Source organism: Arthrobacter cavernae (genome assembly GCF_017368795.1).
Taxonomy (GTDB): Bacteria; Actinomycetota; Actinomycetes; order Actinomycetales; family Micrococcaceae; genus Arthrobacter; species Arthrobacter cavernae.
Window position 1 is genome coordinate 212,181 of the sequence record NZ_JAFNLL010000004.1, and the last position, 19,423, is coordinate 231,603.

The window sequence follows — 19,423 nt, forward strand, 5'->3', positions numbered from 1 at the left end:
TAACGCTGTGACCACAACCTACAACTGCACTTCCGAGGAGCTCCGCGCCCAGGGGCTGGAGCACGCCCAGCGCGCCATCAGCGAGAAGAAGTGCATCGTCATGCCCACGGATACGGTGTACGGCATTGCTGCCGACGCCTTCTCCCCGCTTGCCGTCACGCTGCTGCTGGCCTCCAAGGGCCGCAGCCGCCAGATGCCGCCGCCGGTGCTGATTCCCCGGATCAACGCCCTTGACGGGCTTGCCACGGATGTCCCCGCGGACGCCCGCGCGCTGGCCGAGGCCTTCTGGCCGGGCGGCCTCACCTTGATCCTGCACGCCCAGCCCTCGTTGGACTGGGATCTTGGTGAAACCAAGGGCACCGTCGCACTGCGCATGCCGGACGACGACGTTGCCCTTGAGCTGCTTGCCCTGACCGGCCCGCTGGCCGTCTCCTCCGCCAACCGGACCGGCCAGCCTGCCGCGCAGACAGCCTCGGAAGCCCGCGTCCAGCTCGCAGAATCCGTGGAGGTCTACCTTGAAGGTGGCTTCCGCCCGCTCGAAGGCACGGAATCGGTGCCCTCCACCATCGTGGACGCCACCTCCAGGCCTTTCCGCGTGGTCCGCGAAGGTGCTGTTTCCCTGGAACGCCTGCGCGAGGTGGTGCCCGGCATCCTGGGAATCGGCGGGCTTGCCCCGGAACCCGCGGCAGCGGCTGAAGACGAGGCAGTTGGCGAGCCCGAGGCTTCCGGAACCACTGAGGCCGCTTCCGAATGACTCCCGTCCGCCAGCGCGTCCCCGTCCTCGACGTCGACGCCACTCCGCTGCGCGTGGATGAGCTGATAGCTGTCCTCGAGGGTTTCATTGCCGAAGGCCATACCAGGACCGTGCTGGGCCACAACCTGCACAGCGTCACGCTGTTCCATTCCAGCGCCGAGTTCCGTGCCCTGTATGAGGGCAGCGATGTGGTGCTGCTGGACGGCGCCCCTGTGGCGATGCTCTGGGGCCGGGCCCACAAACGAGGCCCCCAGGCGCCGGGCGATGGCCCCATGGAGTACAGGCTTGGCTCCACCGACTGGGTTCCGGCCCTCGCGGGCGTCCAGGGCCTGGAACGGATCGCCGTCATCGGCGCCGGGGCGGACGCGAACGCCAAAGCCATCGAGCGCCTGCGCGGCATCGTGCCGGGCGCCGAGGTGGCGGGCCTTCCGGGCGAAGCCTGGGACGGCGACGTTGAGGACCGTGCCGTGGCGTGGCTGCAGGACTTCCGCCCGCAGCTGGTGCTCCTTGGCCTGGGGATGCCACTGCAGGAATCCGTGCTCAGCCGAAGGCTGGACACCTTTCCCCCTGCCGTTTACTGCGCCGTGGGCGGAGCCATTGAACAGATCGCCGGTATCCAGAAACTCGCGCCGCGCTGGCTGGGCCGCCTGGGGTTGGAATGGGCCTGGCGCCTTGTCCTGCACCCCGGCCGTGTTGCCTACCGCGTTTTCATTGAGCCGTGGAAGCTTGCGGGCCTGCTGATTCGGCGCCGCTTCCAACCGCACCAAACCAAAGGTAAGTGAATGACGTCCAAAGCTGTTGTGGTCGCTGTCGTAGTGACCTATAACCGGCGTGAACTCCTCCAAACCACGCTGGCCGGCGTCGTCTCAGGCACTCTCGTGCCTGACGCCGTCGTGGTTGTAGACAATGCCTCCACGGACGGAACCGCAGATTACCTGCGCTCGTATGAGGGTCCGGTTCCCACGGACGTCGTCACGCTCAATACCAACGTGGGCGGCGCCGGTGGCTTCGTTGTGGGGATGGAACGTGCACTTCTCGACCACGGTGCTGACTATGTCTGGATCATGGATGACGACACCGAGCCGCAGCCGGGAGCATTGCGGGAGGTGCTGGATGTTTCCGAGGCTTACGAGCAGGAAACCGGTGACGCTCCAGCGTTCACCGCCAGCCGCGTCGTGTGGACTGATGGACGCGACCACCCCATGAACCGCATGCGCCCACGGATCGGCGCAAGCGAAGCGGAGCGCAGCGTCGCCTCGCGTGTTGGAGCCTTCCAGATCCGCAGCGCGTCCTTCGTTTCCGTACTGATTCGCGCCGCAGAGATCCGCCGGCACGGATTGCCGATCGCCGACTACTTTATCTGGAATGACGACCTGGAATTTACGGCCAGGGTTTCGCGCCGTGGCGTCGCTTTGGCCACCAACGCCTCAGTGGCCAAACACCACACCAAAGTCTTCGGCGACGCCGGCGCTGATCCCGGCCCGCGCTTCTACTACGAGGTACGCAACAAACTTTGGGTCTACACTCGGTCGAACGCCCTGGCGCCCTGGGAGAAGGTGCTGTTTACCGGTGCCTCGTTGCGCAACTGGACCAGGACCATCGCTTCATCGACCAACCGCAAAGTGCTGCTGGCCGGGTTCTGGAAGGGGTTGCGTCACGGCCTGAAGGCGCCCCGTTCCAACGCCGCAGTGCTGGAGGGAATCTACGCGTTGCGCAACGTCCAGGACCCGGCCAAGTAGAACCAGGCCACAGAACCGCAGCTCGGCATACTGCGGTTCAACGGCTTCGTCACGGAGTGGTCACGACCGTTGGCATTAGTATCGTGACTAGAGTCCACTGAAACCCAGCAACATTCGGCAGAGCCGGTGCAGGTATGGCGACGGAGTAGTTCCATTTATCCACAGACAGTATTCCACCCCTTGAGCTGCCCAGAACTACACGACTTTTCAACGCGCGCGCGTCGACTGGTCCATGTTTCTGGTGACGTATGCGCATCGCGCCTTGGAGCCGAATCATGATCATGTACCTGCTCATGATGCTCACGGCTGCCGTCGTGTCCTATGCCGCAACCTGGGGCGCGCGTGCGCTGGGGAACGGCCTGCGCCTGTACCGTCCCATCCGCAGCAGGGACATGCACTCGGAACTGATTTCCAAGCTGGGCGGGCTGGGAATCTTCGCAGGCTTCCTGGTAGCGCTCGTCGTCTCCAGCAACTCGTTCTTCGTGAAGGACATCTTCGCCCACAACGATGCGCCCTGGGGGATCCTCGCCGGTGCCGTGGTGATCGTGGCAGTGGGTGTCACGGATGACATCCTGGACATCCGCTGGTGGATCAAGCTGTTCGGCCAGAGCGCGGCTGCCCTGATCGTGGCCGTGTGGGGAGTCCGGATGTCGGTGATCCCGTTTATCCCGGAGCCGGTCGTTATCGAGTCGGAACTGGTCCGGATCGTGCTGACGGCCGGCCTGATCGTCACCACCATGAACGCCGTCAACTTCATCGACGGGCTCGACGGCCTGGCCGCCGGTGTGGCGGCCATAGGCGGAGTGGCCTTCTTCCTGACCGCCTACTGGGTCCATCGGAACAACCCGCAGACCGACAATTCCGACCTCGCCACCTTGCTGATGGCGATCCTGGTGGGCAGCTGCATCGGCTTCCTGCTTCACAACTGGTTCCCGGCGAAGATCTTCATGGGGGATTCAGGAGCCATGCTCATAGGCCTTCTCATGGCTTCCGCAGGCATCGTGGCTACAGGCCAGATCGGCTCAGGCCTGTACGACCGGGCCAACGGTATTCCCACCATCATTCCGATCCTGCTCCCGTTCGCAGTCCTGTCCCTGCCCTTGCTGGATTTCGGCTTGGCAGTGATCCGCAGAACCGCCCGTGGACAGTCGCCGTGGTCCGCGGACAGGGGGCACCTGCACCACAAGCTGGTGGACCTTGGCCATTCCCACCGCGCCTCAGTGGTCATGCTCTACGTATGGACGTCCATCCTGGCCTTCGGCGGCGTGGCATTTGCCGTTTTCCCGTGGCAGCTGGTCCTGACCCTGGACCTGGCGGCGGCCTTCATCATGGCCGTGGTGACCGCCTGGCCGTACTTCACGAAGAAATCCTCCCGGCCGCCGAGCGAGGTATGACGTCCGCGGTTATGGTCACAGTTCTATCTCATGTAGAATTCAAGGCGCGGACTGTCACTCGGCCGCGCACCCACTCTTGAGAACATGGCCTCGTGCCACGACGATTGGTTTCCCCATGTCATCCAGCGCCGGCCCCGGACGCAAGTCCGGCAGACGTGCTGTTGGAGTTGGTGGATCCATCTCTTCGCTGTGGCTCCGGCTGCTGTTCCTGAGCTCGACGGCGGCAGTGCTGGCCCTTGCTGTCACCACCGCAGTCGCGGCGTTCATGAACGGCGGGCAGGGAGCACTCTCCGCTGCCTTCGGCGGTGGACTCGTCATGGTTTTCTTTGCCATCAGTCTTCTGATCGGCCACTTCGTGGGGCGAAGCAATCCCTCAGGAGCCGTCGGCCTCTTCGTGGCCACGTATTTTGTCAAGGTGATCGGCTTCGCCGTCGTCTTGTTCCTGATCGGCGCCCCCGCCTGGCTGCACGGCCGCTGGTTCCTGATCGGCGCCGTCGTGAGTGTTGTCTTCTGGCAGGCGGCCGAAATTTACGGCTTCAGCAAGGCCCGCCTGCAGATCTACAACGACCCCGCGGACAGCAAAGGCGGCGGCGATGTTCAATCATAAGCGCAGCAGCAAAGCCACCTCCACCGCAGGCTCCAAATCAGCCGGATCCGCCGATGCGGCCGGGGATGGAAACGACGGCGGATACAACGCCGGCATCGCCGTCTTCAGCTACATCATTGGCGGGATCATTGTCTGGAGTTTGATAGGCTGGGGTCTGGATAATCTGTGGGGAACCCGCTGGATTGTGCTCCTAGGCGCTCTGCTTGGAGCCGCAGGAGGGTTCTATCTATCCCATATGCATGGCCTCACCAGTCAACGGTCTTCTTCTGGCGAGAGCAACGCAGACAGCGGTCCGTCCAAGGACGGGGACAGTAATGCCAAATAATTTCACACGGGAAAAGGCTGCTTTGATTGCCGCCGGATCCCGTCCAACGCCCAATGATGGACACTGCAGAGAGGAAACGCGTTGATCGCGCTTGCGCTCCCGGCCCAGGATTCAGGGACCTTCACTCCTCCCGGAATCGACGAAATGCACCTGCCGGCTATCCTGCCGTGGGGTGCATCCGACGGATTCTCCAAGCAGATGCTGCTGGTTATCCTGTCGGTCGTCATTATCGCTACATTCTTCATCCTCGCAGCACGCAAGCAGCAGCTGGTTCCCGGCAAACTGCAGTTCGCAGGCGAGATGGCCTATGGCTTCGTCCGTAACAGCATCGCCAAGGACATCATCGGCGGCAAGGACTTCATGAAGTACGTCCCGCTGCTGTTCAGCCTGTTCTTCTTCATCCTGGTGAACAACATCTACGGCGCCATTCCGCTGATCCAGATTCCGAGCTTTTCGCACGTCGGCGGCGCCTACGTGCTGGCCGGCATCGTGTACGTCACATGGATCGGCATCGGCATCAAGAAGAACGGCCTGAAGTACTTCAAGCTGGCAACGGTTCCGTCCGGTGTGCCGTGGTACATCCTGCCGATCGTTGTGCCGATCGAAATCATCTCGAACTTCCTGGTTCGCCCTGTAACGCACAGCCTCCGTCTGTTCGCCACCATGCTGGCAGGCCACTTGATCGTGATGCTCGCAGGCTCCGGTATCGAATTCCTCGTCATGCAGGAAAACGTCCTTCTGAAGGGCGCTTCGGTCCTGGTGCTGGTCGGTGCCATCGCCATGTACATGCTCGAGGCCCTGATCATGGCCCTGCAGGCGTATGTCTTTACGCTGCTGACTGCGATCTACATTGAAGGCGCACTCCACGCCGACAGCCACTAGGCTCACCCAAAGCTTCCCCTCAGGGGGATGAAGCAACCCAAACAACCTGCCGCACGGGCGGCATCTTGAAAGGAAGAAAAATGGAAGGCACCATCAACGGCTCCCTCAACCTCATCGGCTATGGCCTGTCGGCTATCGGCGGTGGTATCGGTGTGGGTCTCGTGTTCGCCGCTTACATCAACGGTGTTGCACGTCAGCCGGAAGCCCAGCGTGTGCTCCAGCCGATCGCGTTCCTTGGTCTGGCACTGACCGAAGCACTCGCCATCCTCGGACTGGTCTTCGCTTTCGTTCTTTCCTAGTCCTTAAGAACCAAGCGAAAATCCACACACGAGTAGATAGGACGGGTGAACCATGAATCAGCTGATCATCTCAGCCGCCACTGAAGGCGCGGAGTCGCCCAGCCCGCTCATGCCCAACCTCTGGGAAATGGGCGTCGTGCTGGCAGGCTTTGTAGTCCTCCTTTTCATCGTGGTCAAGTTTGTTGTCCCGATGTTCGAAAAGACTTTTGCAGAGCGCGCCGAGGCGATTGAAGGCGGCATTGCAAAGGCTGAAAAGGCACAGGCCGAGGCTTCTGCAGCTCTTGAAGAGTACAAGCAGCAGCTCACCGACGCCCGCGCCGAGGCCAACCGCATCCGTGAGGAAGCACGCGCCGAAGGCGCCCAGATCCTCGCCGAGCTGAAGACCAAGGCCGCTGCCGAGTCTGCACGCATCACCGAGCAGGCACACGCCCAGATCGAGTCCGAGCGCCAGGCAGCTGTCGTCTCGCTCCGTGCTGAGGTCGGCACCCTGGCCACCACGCTGGCTGGCCGCATCGTTGGGGAATCCCTCAGCGATGACGAGCGTTCCGCACGCGTTGTGGACCGCTTCCTGGCGGATCTGGAGACCCAGAGCGCAGGTGCAGCTAAGTAATGGCAGGTATATCGAGCGAATCGCTGACCACAGCGCTGGAGCAGTTGGAAGCCAAGCTTCCCACCGCCTCGCTGCAGTTGGCTAAGGACCTCTTCGGAATCCTGGGAACGGTGGACAGCTCGGCTGGCTTGCGCCGCGCCCTGACTGACCCGTCCCGTAGCGGAGACGAGAAGTCGGCGCTGGTCAAGCAGCTGGTTGGCGGAAAAGTCTCCGCTGATGCTGCTGAAATTGCAGGCGGATTGGCCAGCTCGCGCTGGGCATCGGCACGCGATATCGGCGATGCACTCGAGACTCTTGCCGCCACGGTGGTCATTGCCGTAGCTGAAAACAAGTCGGCCGTTTCTGCCTCCGGTATTACGGGGCTGGAAGAGCTGGAAAACGATCTGTTTGCATTCAACCAGGCCGTCGCTTCCAGCCACGAAGTACAACGTGCTCTGTCTGAGCCGCAGGCATCCGCCTCGGCCAAGGTTGCACTGGCCGAGAAGCTTGTTCCTGGCATCAGCGAGGAAGCAAAGGTTCTCATCGGCCAGGCCGTAACACAGCCGCGCGGTGTCAAGCCGAGCAAGCTCGTCGAGTCCTTCGCCAAGCTTGCAGCCAAGCGTCAGCAGCGCTGGATTGCAACTGTCAGCGTTACCCGTCCGTTGACGGAAACGCAGGCCAGCCGTCTGCAGGCCGGGCTGGATGCCCTGTACGGCCGCGAATTGAAGGTCAACGTCAACGTTGATCCTGCACTGATTGGTGGGATCCGGGTCCAGGTAGGCGACGAAGTGCTTGACGCTTCGGTTGTTGCCCGCCTGGCCGAACTTCGCCGACAGCTCGCTGGCTAGCCAGACAAAGCACAACTTAACTGATAGAAAAACCGGTCATCGTGAGCAACGATGATCACGAAAACAGGAGAGCAGGGACTGCAGATGGCCGAATTGACCATCAACGCCGACGACGTCCGTAATGCGTTGAACGAGTTCGCGGCGTCCTACGAACCCGGAAGCGCAGAACGCGTAGAGGTCGGTCGTGTGACCACCGCAAGTGACGGCATCGCCCGTGTTGAGGGCCTTCCCTCGGTCATGGCGAACGAGCTGCTTCGCTTCGAAGATGGCACGCTGGGCCTGGCCCAGAACCTTGACGTCCGCGAAATCGGTGTCATTATCCTCGGTGACTTCACCGGCATCGAAGAAGGCCAGGAAGTCCACCGCACCGGTGAGATCCTGTCCATTCCGGTTGGCGACGCCTTCTTGGGCCGCGTAGTCGACCCGCTGGGCCAGCCGATCGATGACCTCGGCGAGATCAAAGCCGAGACCACCCGTGCTCTGGAACTCCAGGCACCGGGCGTGACCCACCGCAAGTCGGTTCACGAGCCGATGCAGACCGGCCTCAAGGCCATCGACGCCATGATTCCGATCGGCCGCGGCCAGCGCCAGCTGATCATCGGTGACCGCCAGACCGGCAAGACCGCAATCGCCGTGGACACCATCATCAACCAGAAGGCCAACTGGGCTTCGGGCGATGTCTCCAAGCAGGTGCGTTGCATCTACGTCGGCGTCGGCCAGAAGGCTTCCACCATCGCCGCCGTCCGCCAGACCCTGGAAGACCACGGCGCGCTGGAATACACCACCATCGTGGCTTCGCCGGCATCGGACCCCGCCGGATTCAAGTACCTTGCCCCGTACGCAGGCTCGGCCATCGGTCAGCACTGGATGTACGGCGGGAAGCATGTCCTGGTGATTTTCGACGACCTGTCCAAGCAGGCCGAGGCTTACCGTGCAGTGTCCCTGCTGCTCCGCCGGCCGCCGGGACGCGAAGCCTACCCGGGCGACGTCTTCTACTTGCACTCCCGCCTGCTGGAGCGTTGTGCCAAGCTCTCTGACGATCTCGGCGCCGGCTCGATGACCGGTCTGCCGATCGTCGAAACCAAGGCAAACGACGTCTCTGCCTACATCCCGACCAACGTGATCTCCATCACCGACGGCCAGATCTTCCTGCAGTCGGACCTCTTCAACGCCAACCAGCGTCCCGCTGTTGACGTCGGTGTGTCCGTATCCCGCGTTGGTGGTGCCGCGCAGGTCAAGTCCATGAAGAAGGTCTCCGGTACCTTGAAGCTGGACCTGGCACAGTACCGCGACATGCAGGCATTCGCGATGTTCGCTTCGGACCTCGACGCCGCATCGCGCCAGCAGCTGACCCGTGGTGCACGCCTGATGGAACTGCTCAAGCAGGGCCAGTACTCGCCGTTCCCGGTCGAGGACCAGGTTGTGTCCATCTGGGCCGGCACCAACGGCTACTTGGATGACGTTCCGGTTGAGGACATCAAGCGTTTCGAGTCCGAGTTCCTGGAGCACCTCAAGCACAAGTCCTCCATCCTGACCACGCTGGCACAGACCAACGTGCTGGATGACGACACCGCTGAGGCCCTGAAGACCTCGATCATTGCCTTCAAGAAGGGCTTCTTCGGCGAGGGCGACAACCGGCTGGTTGGCGCAGGCCACGAGGAGCACGAAGCGATCTCGGGCGGCGACGTCGACCAGGAAAAGATCGTCAAGCAGAAGCGCTAGTTTCGTTGATCTGGCCTGCCGGGGTCCGCAAGGGCCCCGGCAGGCCAGGCCATCGAGAACTTAGGAAAGGATAAGTATGGGAGCCCAGATTCGGGTCTACCGTCAGAAGATCAGCTCGACGACGTCGATGCGCAAGATCTTCAAGGCGATGGAACTGATCGCTACCTCGCGCATTGGTAAGGCCCGCGCCCGCGTAGCAGCTTCACTGCCTTACGCAAACGCGATTACCCGTGCCGTTTCTGCTGTCGCAACTCAGAGCGAAATCGACCACCCGCTGACCACTGAGCCGGAGCAGATCCGCCGCGCCGCCGTCCTGGTAATCACCTCGGACCGTGGCCTTGCAGGTTCGTACTCCGCGAGCGTGCTCAAGCAGGCCGAAGGACTCACCGAGCTTCTTCACGCAGAAGGCAAGGAAGTCAAGGCGTACCTGATCGGCCGTAAGGCGCAGGCTTACTTCGATTTCCGCAGCCGTCCCTACGCCCGCGTCTGGACCGGCGGCACGGATGCACCGGAATTCGAAACCGCGCAGGAAGTCGGCACAGCACTTCTCGAAGACTTCGCCACGAGCTTCGAAGAGGGTGGCGTGGACGAGATCCACGTCGTCTACACCCGCTTCAAGTCCATGGTGACGCAGGAGCCGCTGGTCATCCGTCTGCTTCCGCTGGAGGTCGTCGAACAGGAGGCAGGGTCGGAGTCCGAGTTGCTGCCGCTGTACGAATTTGAGCCGGAAACCGAGCAGGTCCTCGATGCCCTGCTCCCGCGCTACATCGAGTCCCGTATCTTCGCAGCAATGCTGCAGGCCGCTGCTTCCGAGCTCGCAGCCCGCCAGCGTGCCATGAAGTCGGCCGGTGACAACGCGACGGACCTGATCAAGAAGTACACGCGTCTGCGCAACACGGCCCGCCAGGCCGAGATCACGCAGGAGCTTTCCGAAATCGTGGCCGGCGCCGACGCCCTCGCGTCCTAGCCGGTACAGGATTCGGCTCGAAGCCGCACCTGCACCAAACAGATAAACTTAACCCCACGCCATCTACTGAGTGAAGTGAGAGAGATGACTGCCACAGCTACCGAACACGTAGCCGCAACGGCCGGTGCCACCGGCCGCATTGCCCGTGTTATTGGCCCGGTTGTCGACGTCGAATTCCCGGCTGACGCAATCCCCGCGATTTACAACGCGCTTACCACTGAGATCAAGCTCAATGGTGAGACCAAGACGATCACGTTCGAGACCTCCCAGCACCTGGGTGACAACCTCGTCCGCGCTATCGCCCTGCAGGCAACCGACGGACTGGTCCGCGGTACCACCGTGCAGGACACCGCCGCCCCGATCTCCGTGCCTGTCGGCGACGGCGTCAAAGGCCACATCTTCAACGTTCTCGGCAAGCCGCTGGATGTTGAAGAGTCAGAGATCAAGGCTGACGCCTACTGGCCGATCCACCGCAAGGCCCCTTCCTTCGCACAGCTCGAAGGCTCCACGGAGATGCTCGAGACCGGTATCAAGGTCATCGACCTTCTCACCCCGTACATCAAGGGTGGAAAGATCGGCCTGTTCGGTGGTGCCGGCGTCGGCAAGACCGTTCTGATCCAGGAAATGATCACCCGTGTTGCCCGCAACTTCGGTGGTACTTCCGTATTCGCCGGCGTTGGCGAGCGTACCCGTGAAGGCAACGACCTCTGGGTTGAAATGGAAGAGGCAGGCGTCCTCAAGGACACCGCCCTTGTATTCGGTCAGATGGACGAGCCGCCGGGAACGCGCCTGCGCGTTGCACTGTCCGCCCTGACCATGGCGGAGTACTTCCGCGATGTGCAGAAGCAGGACGTGCTGCTCTTCATCGACAACATCTTCCGCTTCACGCAGGCAGGCTCGGAAGTTTCCACGCTGCTCGGCCGTATGCCGTCCGCAGTGGGTTACCAGCCGAACCTTGCCGACGAGATGGGTCTGCTCCAGGAGCGCATCACCTCCACCAAGGGCCACTCCATCACGTCGATGCAGGCCATCTACGTTCCCGCCGATGACTACACCGACCCGGCTCCGGCAACGACCTTCGCACACCTCGACGCGACCACGGAACTTTCCCGTGAAATCGCATCCCGTGGTCTGTACCCGGCCGTTGACCCGCTGACGTCGACCTCCCGTATTCTGGACCCCCAGTACATCGGCAAGGACCACTACAACACGGCTGTCCGTGTTAAGCAGATCCTGCAGAAGAACAAGGAACTCCAGGACATCATCGCCATCCTCGGTGTTGACGAACTGTCCGAAGAAGACAAGATCGTCGTGTCGCGTGCACGCCGCATCCAGCAGTTCCTGTCCCAGAACACCTACACCGCCAAGCAGTTCACCGGCGTCGAAGGCTCCACCGTGTCCATCAAGGACACTGTGGAAGGCTTCACCGCCATCTGCGACGGCGAGCTGGACCACGTTGCAGAGCAGGCGTTCTTCAACGTCGGTGGCCTGGATGACGTCGAGCGCCAGTGGGCCAAGATCCAGGAACAGACCAAGTAGCATGGCCGAGCTCGAGGTTGAGATTGTCGCGGCGGACCACTTCGTGTGGTCCGGTGCGGCCAAGATGGTCAAGGCCCGCACCAGCGATGGTGAAATCGGAATCCTGCCGGGCCACTCGCCCCTCCTTGCCATCATGGCCGAGGGCGAACTGGCAATCCAGCCGGTTTCCGGTGACCGTATCTCGGTAGCAGTCGACGGCGGATTCTTCTCCGTTGACAACAACCGCGTGGTCATTGTTGCTGACAACGCCCAGCTGGGCGAAGCGGCTACAGCGGGGATCCGATAGCACGACCTTGATGGACGACTCTCTTATTCCGTTCATCGCACTGGCAACAGCGTTCGCGTTGCTGATTTTCACACTGTGCCTTTTCGGGGTGCGCCGCTTCAATCTGCGGCGCGCCCTGGGCACAGTCGACGCCTCCATTTGCACGGCTGGAAACAGCTGGCAGATGGGGGTTTGTCGTTATCAGGACAATGAACTCGAATGGTTCCGGCTGTTGTCATTGAGCGTGATCCCCAAACACAGATTCCGCCGCAGTTCACTTGAGCTGCTTGGCCGCCGCAAGCCCACCGAGGAAGAGCTGGTCAAGATCCAGCCCGGAGTGGTTGTGGTGGAACTTCAGTATGAAGGCAAGAAGTTCATGCTCGCCATGAACTTCGATGCCTATGCGGGACTGTCATCCTGGCTCGAGGCGGGTCCGGTCATCGGCGTAGGCACCTGGCGCTAGCTGCCATGGACACGTTTTTCGACCTCAGCCTCGTCGACGGACCACTGCTGTGGCTCAGTATCGCCGCAGGCATCGTAGGCGCAGTCCATCTTCTGTGGAAGCGGAAGTTTTCCTGGGCCCTGTTTGTTGCCGGGGCATTGCTGGCGGCCGTGGCAATCGTAGCAGTGCTCCACTGGCTCCTGATCTACGTCTTCTCTGCTTTCCCGGAGCATCTGCCGATCGAGATCCTTGCGTGGTCCGTGCCGGCCGTCGCTGCCGTGCTGCTGTTCGCCCTGCGGATGCGGCGGAACACCTGGGCAGGACGTGCCACCAGCGCCCTGGCCGTGCTGGGCGTGGTGCTCTTGAGCGCCGTCCAGATCAACATCTACTTCGGCCTCAACAACACTGTCGCGGACCTCGTGGGCACTGCAGTGGCCCGCATCCAGCCCCTTGAGGCCGGGCTCAAGCGGCAGCCCGGAAGTCCTGTCCGTCCCGCACCGGCAAGCTGGACCGCCCCGGAATCCATGCCGTCCGGCGGGATCCTCCGGCGGGCGGAAATCCCTGGAACGGCCTCCGGGTTCACTTCACGGGAAGCCTTCATCTATCTCCCGCCGGCCTACCAGGCGGCTGCCCGCCCCGCACTTCCCGTCCTGGTGCTCTTTTCCGGGCAGCCGGGAGGCCCCTCGGACTGGCTCAGCGGCGGACGCCTGCGCGCCGTGCTGGACAAATTCGCCGCCAACCACGGGGGACTGGCTCCCGTGGCCGTGGTGGTGGACCCCAACGGCAGCGGCAGCGCCAACACCATGTGCATGGACAGCCGGATTGCCCAGGCTGACACCTACCTGTCGCAGGACGTCCCCGCCTGGATCCGGGCGACGCTCGACATCAACCCGGACACCTCACAGTGGGGCGTGGGGGGCTTCTCCTTCGGCGCCACCTGCGCCGTCCAGATGGGCACCCGCCACCCGGCAACTTATCCTTCCGTGCTGGCCTTCTCTGCCGAGCAGGAACCTGCGCTGGCCAAGGACCGCAGCAAGACCATCGCGGAATCCTTCGGCGGCGATGTTGCCGCCTTCGAGTCGCTGACCCCCCTGGCACAGATGGGGGAGCGCCAGTATCCCGGCAACGCAATCTATTTCGCGGCCGGCTCCACCGACCATGAATTTGTCGCCTACATGGAGGTCCTTGCGGCCGCGGCCAGGACGGCCGGCTTCACCGTGGAGGAGCACAGCATTGCCCGGGCCGGGCACTCCTGGGACACCGTGGTCAAGGGCATGCCGGAGGCGTTGGAGTTCCTGGGCGGGCGTTGGGGCATCACGAAGTGACCGTGCTCAAGAAGGCCAACGGCGCGCACTCCGGTGGCCCCAACCCTGGTGGTGCAAACCATGGCTCAGGCGCCCGCGGCCTGTGGCTCAACGGCTTGTTCCGTCCCGCGGCGCGGCAAGCGCTCGGCCATCTCCGGGCGATTCCCTTCACCTTGACAGTCATCGCGCTGATGGCCGCGGTGGCAGTGTCCAGCGGGAGCTTCCTGGGCGGCCCGCCGGAGTCCTGGCTTTCCGTTGCCGGAGTGACTGCGGACGGGCTGAAGTCTGGCCAGTGGTGGTCCATCTGGACGTCGCTCTTCTTCGCCACGAACCCGCTGGCCTACCTGGCCGCAGGCCTGATGATTTTCCTGCTGCTGGGTCTCGCTGAACGCCAGCTTGGCTTGTGGCGTACAGCGCTGATGTTCTTGGGCGGCCAGTTTGCCAGCGTGTCGGCGTTCCTGCTGATCACCCAGCTTGCACGCTACGCCGGCGACGACTGGCTGGGCGGCATGATGGGGACCCGGCTGATCGGGCCGTACGCCGCGGTGCTGGCAGCGACACTGGCCGCGAGCGGGCTCTTGCCCACCCTGTGGCAGCGGCGCCTGAGGGCAGCAGTGCTTTCCCTCGCGTCCCTCCTGCTCCTGTATGTCGGCCATCCCGAAACAGTAGTGGGCTTCTTTGGTGCCTTGTTGGGGCTTGCGGGCGGCTGGTGGATCCAGAGCGACCACGGCAAGCTGCACCTGCACCGCTCCACGGGCCGTGAAGTCCGCAACCTGCTGGCCCTGACCATGGCCATCTTCGCGGTAGGCCCCATTCTGACCGCAGCGGCGAAAAGCCCGTCCGGCCCGCTCGCGCTGCTGCGGGACGTGGTCCTCAATCCCCTGCCCACGCTCTCGCAACTCGAGAGCAACTGTGGCGGCACTGTGGATGCTGCCTGCCTGGAGCTCGGGCGCCAAGGCTACACAGGGCCCTTCGGCCTGGCCCTGGCGGTGGTCCCCGTGGCCCTGCTGCTGATCTGCGCCGACGGCATGCGGCGGGGACGGCGCCTGGCGCTGGGGCTTGCCATTGGCGTGCAGTTGATGGTGGTGGCGCTCTCAACCGTGTACCTCACGCTGTTCGCCAGCATCCCGCACCATCCCGGCCGCCCGAAGGGCATGCTGAGTTCCGGCGTCGTGCACATCCTGCCCCTTGTCTTGGTGCCGCTGGCCCTCGCAGTGCTGCTCTTCGCCTACCGCGGCCACTTCCGGGTCCAGTCAGCGGTGGCACTCCGCCGACGGGTTCTCTGGTTGGTGGGCCTGGCCTGGCTCGCCCTCGCAGGCGTCTACGCTGCCGCATGGACCGCGGCCGGGGGCATGACGCGCGACGGCGGTCTGCTGGGACTGGCTGCCGAACTCGCCAGGCAGTACCTCCCGGCGCCCATCCCCAGCGGCTACCGGAAGGTCTTCGCGGACCGCAACGCGCTGGAGGGGATCCTGTTTGCCTACTCCGGCACCGTCTTCTGGCTGATGGCCCTGGCCGCTGTCTGGGTACTGCTCCTGCGGCGCCACCACATTGGCGGCCTGGCCCAGGAGGACCGGGACGAGGCCAGGGCGCTGGTGAAGACCGGCGGGGATTCCCTGTCCTGGATGGCGCTCTGGGAACCGAACAAATACTGGTTCAGCGCGGACCGCTCAGCAGGCGTGGCGTACCAGCAGCACGGCAATGTTGCCTTGACCCTGGCCGGGCCGTTCGGCCGCCGGGACGTCCACGAAGAAGCCGCCTTGGAATTCCTGGAATTCTGCTCCCAGCACGTACTGGTTCCGTGCCTGTACTCGTGCACGGATGAGCTCTGGCCGCTGCTGGGGCAGCGGGGCTTCCGCAGGGTCGCCGTGGCGCAGGAGACCAGGCTCAGCATCCGGGGGCTGGAGTTCAAGGGCAAGGACTGGCAGAACGTCCGGACGTCCCTCAACCGTGCGGAAAAGATGGGGATCACCGCCGTCTGGGGGAGGTATTCAGGACTGCCGCACCATCTGCGCACCCAGCTGGGCGAGGTATCGGAGGAATGGGCAGCCCAGAAACGGGTCCCCGAGATGGGCTTCACGCTGGGTGGCCTGGACGAGCTCATGGACGACGACGTGCTGTGCTGTGTTGCGGCGGACAACGACGGGCATGTCTATGGTGTGACCAGCTGGCTGCCTGTCTTTGAAGACGGTGCCGTGGTCAGCTGGACGCTGGACTTCATGCGGCGGCGCGGGGATGGCTTCCCGGGCGTGATGGAGTTCCTGATCGCCTCGGCCGTCCTGGAGTTGCGATCCTCCGTGGAAACTATCTCGCTGTCCGGTTCGCCGCTGGCCCGCGAGAAGGGCGAGATTGAACAGCGGGCCGAGGGACTGGCCGGCATCCTGGAGCTCGTGGGCCAGGCCCTGGAACCTGTCTACGGCTTCCGCTCGCTGGCTACGTTCAAGTCGCGTTTCCAGCCCGAATACAGGACCCTGTATCTGTACTATCAGGATCCGCTGCAACTGCCGGCAATGGGCCGGGCCCTCAGCCGGGCGTACCTGCCGGGATTGTCCGTCCGGTATTCCGCCAGGCTATTGCGGAGCCTGGTCGGCTGATTTCCGGCAGGCGCCGGCAGCACCCCGCATTTCACCCGGGGTAAATACGTATTACATAATTGCGGAGCAATCAGACATGGTTGTCGTAAGCCGCCCTTAAACAGGGCAACCCCGGCACAAAGGCCGGGGCAACCCCGGCACAAAGGCCGGGGCAACCCCATTGCTGAACGTGCCTGAGGCAGAATTCAGCGGCTCGGACTAGACGACGGTAACGCCGGTTGCCTGCGGGCCCTTGGCGCCTTGGCCGATTTCGAACTGAACGCGCTGGTTCTCATCGAGGGTCTTGAAGCCACCGGTCTGGATCTCGGAGTAGTGGACGAAAACGTCGCCATCCGCGTCGTCCGGGGTGATGAAGCCGAAGCCCTTTTCAGCGTTGAACCACTTGACGGTTCCCAGTGCCATTTTATTTCTCCTCATTGTGGAACTTAAGGCCGATACACCGCGCACCGGCCCTGGTTACTCCGCGAGAAGCCCTGGTTTTCCGCCCAGGCTTGGCCTGGTTGGTTTTGCAGGAGCTTCACGCTCGCAACGCGTCTTGCGAGCATGAAAACACCTACACAAAGACTGCTACAACACTTTCACGGGCCGTGCTGGAGGTCAACGGTCTGCCCGGGAATTCCGGAAAATTTTAGGTAAAAAGAAGGTAACGGCGGAATGGGTGGCAGTGCCGCCCGGAAAGAAGCCATTTGGCTTCAAAGAAGGCAATGGAAAGCAACAATGCGAATGTCCGGGCGCAGGAGGGTGGGCACAGCAGGACGGGCTGCGTCAGGCGAGCCAGTTGCCGTTGCGCATGACGGACACCAGGCCCAGGTCCTTGTCCGCCACGACGATGTCGGCGCGCAGTCCGCGGCGGAGCCCGCCCACCTCATCGGCGAGCCCCAGCACGCCTGCAGGCACTGCCGTTGCCGAAAGCACGGCGTCGCTCATGTCCACGCCCGCGGCGACGGTGCGGCGCACCACCTCGAGCATGGTGGCCGTGCCCCCGGCAATGGAACCGGTCGCATCGAGCGTGGCCACACCATCGGTGACCGTCACGGGTGAGGGGCCCAGCATGTAGTTGCCGTCGGAGAGGCCGGCAGCGGCCATTGAGTCGGTGACCAGGAGGATGTTGGCCGCACCCACCAGCTGGAAGACGGTGGCAACGGTGCTGGGGTCCAGGTGGGTATCGTCGGCGATGAGCTCCACGAGCGCCTTCCCCTGCTGGGCAGTACGCAGGCAGGCTGCCACGGGGCCGGGGGAGCGGTGGTGCATGGGCGGCATGCCGTTGAAGAGGTGAGTGACCGTGGGCAGGGCGCTGACGCCGTCGAAGCCTGCGGATTCGAGCCCCTCGCGGGCGGCTGCCAGCGAGGCGGCGGCCGTGGCGTCGTCGCAGTCCGTATGCCCCAGCGACGGTGTGACACCGTGGGAGGTCATGAGGTCCACGAGCGCCGCGGCGCCGGGCAGCTCCGGGGCATAGGTCATGGTGGCCAGCTTGCCCGCGGCGGCCTCGACCAGTTCGTTCATGAAATCGAGGTCCGGTTCCAGCAGGAACGCCGGGTTCTGCGCCCCGCAGCGGGCGTGGGACAGGAAGGGGCCCTCGAGGTGGATGCCGGCGACGAGCCCTTCACCGGCCAGCTTCACATAGAGTTCGATGCCGCGCAGCAGATCCTCGCGCGAGGCCGTGACCATGCTGGCCAGGAACGTGGTGGTGCCGGAACGGTGCAGGAAGTCGGCGGCTGTGCGGGCAGAGGATTCCTCGCCGCCGGGGAAGTCGCCGCCGTTGCCGCCGTGGCAGTGGACATCCACCAGGCCCGGCAGGATGAACCGGTCCTGGGGAAGGTCCAGCCATGCCTCTTCCCCAAGGTCGCTGAAACCTTCGAAGTCGGCGGCGTCAAAATCTGCGGCGGGCCCGGCGAACGCGATGCGGTCGCCGTCGACCGCCACCAGACCGTCCTCGACGATCACGCCGTCGCTGACAAGGGTCCCGGTCAGGATGTGGCGGATGGGCGCAGAAAGAGATGCAGGCTGGTCAAGGGCAGTCATGACACTAATTCTAGTGTCCCGCAGCACACAGGCTAGAAGAGCCGCGACTCGCTGTCATCCACGCCCCGCATGGCGTCATAGTCCAGCGTCACGCAGTCGATGCCGCGGTCATTGGCCAGGACCTTGGCCTGCGGCTTGATCTGCTGGGCAGCGAAGATGCCGCGCACCGGTGCCAGCAGGGGGTCGCGGTTCAGGAGCTCAAGGTAGCGCGTGAGCTGCTCGACGCCGTCAATGTCGCCCCGGCGCTTGAGCTCGACCGCCACAGTGGCGCCGGCGGCATCGCGGGCCAGGATGTCCACCGGGCCGATCGCCGTGAAGTATTCACGGCGGATCAGGGAGTAGCCGGCGCCGAGGGTCTCGATCTGCTCGGCCAGAAGACGCTGCAGATCGGCTTCCACGCCGTCCTTGATAAGGCCGGGATCGGTGCCGAGATCATGGGAGGCATCGTGCAGCTGCTCATGGATGTTGATGATCAGCCGGTCATCGGTCTTGGCGGACTGCACCGTCCACTGCTCCACCACGCCTTCCTCTACCTCCGTCTCCTCGGGCGTGGTCACGCGCAGGGAGGCCGGCGGGCTCATCCAGTTCAGCGGCTTGTAGGAACCGCCGTCGGAGTGCACCAGGACGGAACCATCGGCTTTGACCAGCAGAAGCCGGGTAGCGAGGGGGAGGTGGGCCTTGAGCCGGCCAACATAATCAACAGAACAACGGGCTATGACGAGTCGCACCAGCCCAACTTTACCGTCTGGCAGTCCCGGCCTTTGGCAGAATGGAGGCATGCCCCGTTCCAACCGCCCCCGCCGCCCACTGTCAGCCACCCGGACGCCAAGGGGCGGCAGCAAGAATGCGGGGGAGGTCCCGGAGCTGGATCTTGAGCGCGCGCGGGCCGGGATCGCCCGCCGGGAGAGCGCCCCCGACGGCGACTGGATGGTCCGCAGCATCACCGCCAGGAATGCCGAGAAGCAGTACATCTGCCCCGGCTGCTCGACGCCGATCCTTCCGCGGATCGCGCATCTGGTGGTCTGGTCGGACAGCCACTTGTTCGGCGAAGCCGCCGGCTTGGCCGAACGCCGGCACTGGCACAGCAACTGCTGGACGGGCCGCACGTACCGCTACCGCTGAGCACTTAAG

General features: G+C 63.7%; 21 protein-coding genes. 18 read left to right on the forward strand and 3 right to left on the reverse strand.

The window, feature by feature from the left end:
- The first annotated feature begins 7 nt into the window (after window positions 1-7).
- The 17 genes from J1902_RS02785 (at window position 8) to J1902_RS02865 (ending at window position 16,270) form a co-directional block, all read left to right on the forward strand.
- On the forward strand, window positions 8-754 hold the full coding sequence (locus tag J1902_RS02785) for an L-threonylcarbamoyladenylate synthase (RefSeq protein WP_207614735.1): 747 nt from the start codon (window positions 8-10) through the stop codon (window positions 752-754).
- Window positions 751-1,536, forward strand: a complete 786-nt coding sequence (locus J1902_RS02790; RefSeq protein ID WP_207614736.1) for a WecB/TagA/CpsF family glycosyltransferase — start codon at window positions 751-753, stop codon at window positions 1,534-1,536. Before J1902_RS02785 ends, J1902_RS02790 begins: the two co-directional genes overlap by 4 nt.
- Window positions 1,537-2,493: a glycosyltransferase gene (locus J1902_RS02795; protein ID WP_207614737.1), complete on the forward strand. Its 957-nt coding sequence runs from the start codon at window positions 1,537-1,539 to the stop codon at window positions 2,491-2,493.
- Window positions 2,494-2,768: 275 nt separating this feature from the next.
- A complete protein-coding gene (locus tag J1902_RS02800; RefSeq protein ID WP_207614738.1) occupies window positions 2,769-3,887 on the forward strand; it encodes an MraY family glycosyltransferase in 1,119 nt (372 codons plus the stop codon).
- Window positions 3,888-4,002: 115 nt separating this feature from the next.
- The gene (locus J1902_RS02805) at window positions 4,003-4,494 is read left to right on the forward strand and encodes a Cg1360 family ATP-synthase-associated protein (RefSeq protein ID WP_207614739.1); all 492 of its coding nucleotides are present in this window, start codon (window positions 4,003-4,005) and stop codon (window positions 4,492-4,494) included.
- Window positions 4,481-4,819, forward strand: a complete 339-nt coding sequence (locus tag J1902_RS02810; RefSeq protein ID WP_207614740.1) for a hypothetical protein — start codon at window positions 4,481-4,483, stop codon at window positions 4,817-4,819. The genes J1902_RS02805 and J1902_RS02810 overlap by 14 nt, the downstream gene beginning before the upstream one ends.
- Window positions 4,820-4,900: 81 nt before the next feature.
- The gene (atpB, locus tag J1902_RS02815; protein WP_207614741.1) at window positions 4,901-5,701 is read left to right on the forward strand and encodes a F0F1 ATP synthase subunit A; all 801 of its coding nucleotides are present in this window, start codon (window positions 4,901-4,903) and stop codon (window positions 5,699-5,701) included.
- An 80-nt stretch (window positions 5,702-5,781) separates the two neighbouring features.
- A complete protein-coding gene (atpE, locus tag J1902_RS02820; protein ID WP_011775261.1) occupies window positions 5,782-6,000 on the forward strand; it encodes an ATP synthase F0 subunit C in 219 nt (72 codons plus the stop codon).
- Between the two features lie 52 nt (window positions 6,001-6,052).
- On the forward strand, window positions 6,053-6,610 hold the full coding sequence (locus J1902_RS02825; RefSeq protein ID WP_207614742.1) for a F0F1 ATP synthase subunit B: 558 nt from the start codon (window positions 6,053-6,055) through the stop codon (window positions 6,608-6,610).
- On the forward strand, window positions 6,610-7,437 hold the full coding sequence (locus J1902_RS02830) for a F0F1 ATP synthase subunit delta (RefSeq protein ID WP_207614743.1): 828 nt from the start codon (window positions 6,610-6,612) through the stop codon (window positions 7,435-7,437). The genes J1902_RS02825 and J1902_RS02830 overlap by 1 nt, the downstream gene beginning before the upstream one ends.
- A gap of 84 nt (window positions 7,438-7,521) precedes the next feature.
- A complete protein-coding gene (gene atpA, locus J1902_RS02835; protein ID WP_207614882.1) occupies window positions 7,522-9,159 on the forward strand; it encodes a F0F1 ATP synthase subunit alpha in 1,638 nt (545 codons plus the stop codon).
- A 76-nt stretch (window positions 9,160-9,235) separates the two neighbouring features.
- Window positions 9,236-10,126, forward strand: coding sequence for a F0F1 ATP synthase subunit gamma (locus J1902_RS02840; RefSeq protein ID WP_207614744.1), 891 nt, complete (start codon window positions 9,236-9,238; stop codon window positions 10,124-10,126).
- Window positions 10,127-10,210: 84 nt separating this feature from the next.
- Window positions 10,211-11,665 carry a F0F1 ATP synthase subunit beta gene (gene atpD, locus J1902_RS02845; RefSeq protein ID WP_207614745.1) on the forward strand — a complete coding sequence of 485 codons (1,455 nt, stop codon included), beginning with the start codon at window positions 10,211-10,213 and terminating at the stop codon, window positions 11,663-11,665.
- Between the two features lies 1 nt (window position 11,666).
- The gene (locus J1902_RS02850) at window positions 11,667-11,951 is read left to right on the forward strand and encodes a F0F1 ATP synthase subunit epsilon (protein WP_207614746.1); all 285 of its coding nucleotides are present in this window, start codon (window positions 11,667-11,669) and stop codon (window positions 11,949-11,951) included.
- Between the two features lie 10 nt (window positions 11,952-11,961).
- On the forward strand, window positions 11,962-12,393 hold the full coding sequence (locus J1902_RS02855) for a DUF2550 domain-containing protein (protein WP_207614747.1): 432 nt from the start codon (window positions 11,962-11,964) through the stop codon (window positions 12,391-12,393).
- A 5-nt stretch (window positions 12,394-12,398) separates the two neighbouring features.
- Entirely contained in the window at window positions 12,399-13,697 is a 1,299-nt protein-coding gene (locus J1902_RS02860; RefSeq protein ID WP_207614748.1) for an alpha/beta hydrolase, read from the forward strand.
- Window positions 13,698-13,777: 80 nt separating this feature from the next.
- Complete coding sequence (locus J1902_RS02865; RefSeq protein WP_242701546.1) at window positions 13,778-16,270, forward strand: DUF2156 domain-containing protein; 2,493 nt, start codon at window positions 13,778-13,780, stop codon at window positions 16,268-16,270.
- Window positions 16,271-16,468: 198 nt separating this feature from the next.
- Here the strand turns inward: J1902_RS02865 and J1902_RS02870 are convergent, their stop codons facing one another.
- The 3 genes from J1902_RS02870 to nucS form a co-directional block, all read right to left on the reverse strand.
- Entirely contained in the window at window positions 16,469-16,672 is a 204-nt protein-coding gene (locus tag J1902_RS02870) for a cold-shock protein (protein WP_017199737.1), read from the reverse strand.
- 363 nt (window positions 16,673-17,035) lie between these two features.
- Window positions 17,036-18,292 carry an N-acetylglucosamine-6-phosphate deacetylase gene (locus tag J1902_RS02875; RefSeq protein WP_207614749.1) on the reverse strand — a complete coding sequence of 419 codons (1,257 nt, stop codon included), beginning with the start codon at window positions 18,290-18,292 and terminating at the stop codon, window positions 17,036-17,038.
- Between the two features lie 32 nt (window positions 18,293-18,324).
- Window positions 18,325-19,020: an endonuclease NucS gene (gene nucS, locus J1902_RS02880; RefSeq protein WP_207614750.1), complete on the reverse strand. Its 696-nt coding sequence runs from the start codon at window positions 19,018-19,020 to the stop codon at window positions 18,325-18,327.
- A 49-nt stretch (window positions 19,021-19,069) separates the two neighbouring features.
- Here nucS and J1902_RS02885 point away from each other — a divergent pair, with 49 nt between their 5' ends.
- On the forward strand, window positions 19,070-19,414 hold the full coding sequence (locus J1902_RS02885) for an Rv1322 family protein (protein ID WP_207614751.1): 345 nt from the start codon (window positions 19,070-19,072) through the stop codon (window positions 19,412-19,414).
- The last annotated feature ends 9 nt before the right edge of the window (window positions 19,415-19,423 follow it).